The organism is Mesorhizobium sp. M4A.F.Ca.ET.090.04.2.1 (genome assembly GCF_003999085.1).
Lineage (GTDB): Bacteria > Pseudomonadota > Alphaproteobacteria > Rhizobiales > Rhizobiaceae > Mesorhizobium.
Map to the genome: position 1 here is coordinate 1 of NZ_RZOT01000523.1, position 4359 is coordinate 4359.

Annotated in this window: 4 protein-coding genes; 2 read left to right on the plus strand and 2 right to left on the minus strand. The window is 66.1% G+C overall.

Features of this window, described 5'->3' with window-relative positions; translation table 11 throughout:
* Both EN781_RS27180 and EN781_RS27185 read right to left on the minus strand, forming a co-directional pair.
* On the minus strand, positions 1-1100 hold a 1100-nt coding region (locus tag EN781_RS27180; protein WP_127400507.1), incomplete at its 3' end, for a 2Fe-2S iron-sulfur cluster-binding protein.
* The gene (locus tag EN781_RS27185; protein WP_126057011.1) at positions 1097-1957 is read right to left on the minus strand and encodes a xanthine dehydrogenase family protein subunit M; all 861 of its coding nucleotides are present in this window, start codon (positions 1955-1957) and stop codon (positions 1097-1099) included. The genes EN781_RS27185 and EN781_RS27180, both read right to left, overlap by 4 nt.
* Positions 1958-2207: 250 nt before the next feature.
* On the opposite strand from EN781_RS27185, the gene pncA reads away from it, so the two are divergent.
* Positions 2208-2822 carry a bifunctional nicotinamidase/pyrazinamidase gene (gene pncA / locus EN781_RS27190; protein WP_126057012.1) on the plus strand — a complete coding sequence of 205 codons (615 nt, stop codon included), beginning with the start codon at positions 2208-2210 and terminating at the stop codon, positions 2820-2822.
* Between the two features lie 46 nt (positions 2823-2868).
* Positions 2869-4281, plus strand: a complete 1413-nt coding sequence (locus EN781_RS27195; RefSeq protein WP_126059270.1) for a sodium:proton antiporter — start codon at positions 2869-2871, stop codon at positions 4279-4281.
* The last annotated feature ends 78 nt before the right edge of the window (positions 4282-4359 follow it).

Consider the following 4359-nt stretch of genomic DNA (forward strand, 5'->3'; position numbering starts at 1 on the left):
ATATAGGCATGCTCGACATAGGAGGTTTCGATGGCGCCGGACACGGTGACGGCGGCGCCGGCAAGCGCTGCGTCAGGATCGCCGCGTTCGACGAAGCCTGAGGTGAGCAGGTTCGCCGGACGGTGCCGGTGCAGCAGCGCCGCGCTATCGGCCTTCGCGTCCGAGGGCTGCAGGACATGCGGCAGCTCGGTCCATGAAACCGGAAAATCCGTCAGATCGAGATCGAGGATCGCTTCGCGCTCGCCCGCCACCAGCGCAACCGCCTCGCCGCGAAAGCGCGCTTCGCCTTCCGCGAGCGCCGGCTGGTCGGCAAAGGGACCGATGACACCGAAGCAGTTGTGGCCCGGAATGTCGGCGGCGGTGAAAACGCCGGCGATGCCCGCATGGGCGCCCGCCCAGGCTTCGAGATCGCCGAATGCGCAGCGGGCATGGTAGTGGGGCGAGCGGACCACCAGCACGGCAAGCGCGTCGGCCGGGAAAGAGTCGCCGCCAAACTTCTCGTCGCCGGTAACCTTCGGCACTCCGTCGAGGCGGATCGGCGAGGCGCCGACGGCGCGGCCAACCTCTGGCATGCGAGGATCAAGGCTGTCGACGCGCCGCGATGCGTCCATGACGGCGGCGATGATCTTCCGGTAACCGGTGCAGCGGCACAGCACACCGCCCAGTGCGTCTTGCGTCTCGGCCTCGCTCGGCTGGGGATTGCGCTCGAGAAGCGCTGTCGCCGCCACCAGCAGGCCCGGCGTGCAGATGCCGCATTGCGCCGCGCCGTGATCGAGGAAGGAAGCCTGCAACGCCGACAGCCTGCCATTGGCAAGGCCTTCGACAGTGGTGACGGTCGCGCCCGACACGGAGGCGGCCGGCACCAGGCAGGCGCAGACCGGGTCACCGTCGACCAGCACGGTGCAGGCGCCGCAGTCGCCGGCGTCGCAGCCGACCTTGGTGCCGGTCAGCCGCAATTCGTCGCGCAGCACTTGGGAAAGGCGACGTACCGGAGGTACGGAGACGCTGACCGCAGCGCCATTGACCTCGAAGGCGATATCGCTGTGTTCCATGCTCATGCCGGACTGGACTTCGCTCATCTGAGGCTGAACCTGGCTCATGCAGCCACCTGGTCGCCAGCAGTGTGGCCGATAGCGGCAAGCACGGCGCGGGCGACGAGCTCGCGCGCCGCATCCTGTCGGTATTGGGCGCTGCCGCGCACGTCGGCGATCGGCGACAGTTCATCGATCGGCGCGGCGAGCACGACCCGACAGAGGGCTTCGTTGGCCGGCAGGCCGAGCAACGCCGCCTCGACGCCCGTGAGCCGCCTGGCGACCGCCGAGCAGGCGCCGACGGCGATGGCCGCTTCAGCGACGGCGCCATCGTCGACGACAAGGCGCGCCGCCGCCATGGCGATGGAGATGACCAGATAGCGTCGGGCGCCGAGCTTCACGAAGGCAGATGTGCCGCCAGCCGCCGGTTTCGGGACGCGAATGGCGGTGACCATCTCGCCCGATGCCAGGGCGGTGCGGCGATTGCCGAGAACGAACTCGCCGAGCGGCAGACGGCGCAACGCCTTCGCCGAGCGCAGTTCGACCTCGGCGTCGAGCACCAGAAGCGCCGGCACGCCGTCGGCGGCGGGCGAGGCGTTGCAGAGATTGCCGGCGATCGAGGCGACATTCTGGATCTGCACGGAACCGACGTCGCGCGCCGCCGCCTTCAACGCGTCGAAGGCGCCCGGCAATTGATGGCGGACCAGATCGGTCCAGGTTGTGCGCGCGCCGATCAGCCAGTGCGTTTCGCTCTCCACGATACCGCGCAGGGCCGTCAGGCCGTTGATGTCGAGAATGTTTTCGCGAAACGGCTTGTTGCCTTGCGCCGGATAGAAATCGGTGCCGCCCGCCAGGATGCGCCAGCGATCCTCGCCAAGCAAGGCGAGCGCCTCGTCGACCGTGGTGGGTTTCGCGTAACGGATCACGCTTTGCCTTCCAGAAAAGGGGCCTTTGCGAGGGACCTGCCGGCGTCCCGCTGGCAAAAATTCATTCGTATGCAAATGATATCAAGTCGGCAGGAATTGTCAAAGCCGGAGTTTCCGGCCTCCGCATCGGCGAGTGGTTCCACGCGATTGTTACGCCGCTGGAGGTTGACGTCGCCGGCCATCTGGTCAAGTTTCTGCGTCCGGTCGCGACAGCGGCATTTTACTTGAGCCCACGCTGAGGAGGAGGCCTATGGCCGACGAAGCGCTTGTTGTCATCGACCTGCAAAACGACTTCTGCCCCGGTGGCGCGCTGGCGGTGGCCGGCGGCGACGAGATCGTGCCACTGGTCAACGACCTGATCCGGCGAACCGAGCACGTCGTACTGACGCAGGACTGGCACCCTGCCGGCCATTCGAGCTTTGCCTCCAGCCATCCCGGCAAACAGGCTTTCGAGACGATCGACATGGCTTATGGGCCGCAGACGCTCTGGCCGGATCACTGCATACAGGGCAGTCTCGGCTCTGATTTCCATTCGGGTCTTGCCTGGACCAAAGCTGAGCTGGTGATCCGCAAGGGTTTCCGCCCGGCGATCGACAGCTATTCGGCCTTCTTCGAGAACGACCACACGACCCAGACCGGCCTGGCCGGCTATCTGCGCGAACGCGGCATCGACACCGTGACGCTGGTCGGGCTGGCGACCGACTTCTGCGTCGCCTTTTCGGCGCTGGACGCCGTCAAGCAGGGCTTCAAGACAACGGTGCGGCTAGACGCCTGCCGCGGCATCGACCTCAACGGCTCGGTCGAGGCGATGCTGAAGCGGATGCGCGAGGCCGGCGTGGTGCTCGAAGACCATTTGTCGGACTGACCAGACGGTGAGGCGTCGGGGGGGCTTCATACAATTGGCGTGGACACTGGCAGCAGGCCTACCAGCCCTGGCTGTCCTTCTGTTTCCGCAATTCGCCTTCGCAGCGGCGGACCACGAACTGCCCGGCGCGGCGATGTCGCTCTGGTGGGTGCTGCCATTTGCCGGCCTGCTGTTGTCGATCGCCACCGGACCGCTGCTCTTTCACCACGTCTGGGAGCATCACTACGGCAAGATCACCGCGGGCTGGGCAATGCTCGTGGTGGTGCCGCTGGCGATCGCCTTCGGCATCCCTTCGGCCATACAAGCGGTGCTGCACACGCTGCTCACCGAATACATGTCCTTCATCATCCTGTTGTTCGCGCTCTACACGATTTCCGGCGGCATCCTGCTTGCCGGCAACATCCACGGCACGCCGCTGGTCAATGCCGGGCTTCTGCTTGCCGGCGCGCTGCTTGCCTCGGTGATCGGAACGACCGGCGCCTCGATGATCCTGATCCGGCCGATCCTGCGCGCCAATGACAACCGGCCGTTCAACGCGCATGTCGTGATCTTCTTCATCTTCCTGGTCTCCAACATCGGCGGCTCGCTGACGCCGCTCGGCGACCCGCCGCTGTTCGTCGGCTTCCTGCGCGGTGTCGATTTCTTCTGGACGACCGCCAATCTCTGGCGCGAGACGCTATTCACCGGCGGACTAGTGCTCCTGGTCTTTCTGGGCATCGACACCATGCTGCACCGGCGCGAGGGCGGCATGCCGAAGATCATGGACCCGACGCCGGACAAGGAGGTCCGCCTGCGCGGCCTGCCCAACATTCCGCTGCTGGCCGGGGTGATCGGCGCGATCCTGATGTCGGCGACCTGGAAGCCGGGCGCCGGTCTTTCCATCCTCGGCGTCGGCCTCGAACTGCAGAACCTCGTGCGCGACGCCATCATCCTGGCGCTGGCGTTCGCCTCGCTCGCCGTCTCGCGCAAGAGCCATCGCGAGGCGAACGGCTTCACCTGGGGACCGATCGCCGAGGTGGCGAAATTGTTTGCCGGCATCTTCATCGCAATCGTGCCGGTGATCGCCATCCTGAGGGCCGGCCCCGGCGGCGCGCTGGCGCCGCTGGTCGCGCTGGTGACATCGCCTTCCGGCCAGCCGAACAACTTGGCCTATTTCTGGCTGACCGGGGCGCTGTCGTCCTTCCTCGACAATGCGCCGACCTATCTGGTTTTCTTCGAGCTTGCCGGCGGCGACCCGCAGCGCCTGATGGGCGAATTCGCATCCACCCTCGCCGCGATCTCGGCCGGCGCGGTGTTCATGGGCGCCAACACCTATATCGGCAATGCGCCGAACTTCATGGTCTTTGCGATCGCCAGGCATCGCGGCGTGAAGATGCCGGGGTTCTTCGGCTACATGGCGTGGTCGGGTCTGGTGCTGATCCCCGCTTTCCTGATCGCCGGCTTCCTGTTTTTCGGCTGAGCCGAAAAGCCAACCGGCGCTTCTGCGTATGCGGGGCCAGCGGTTTCTGCTATTGTCGGGGAGGGTGCGGGGTTACGT

Excerpts from the sequence above, each read along its gene's own strand:
- pncA (WP_126057012.1), top strand. The coding sequence starts at position 2,208 with ATGGCCGACGAAGCGCTTGTTGTCATCGACCTGCAAAACGACTTCTGC.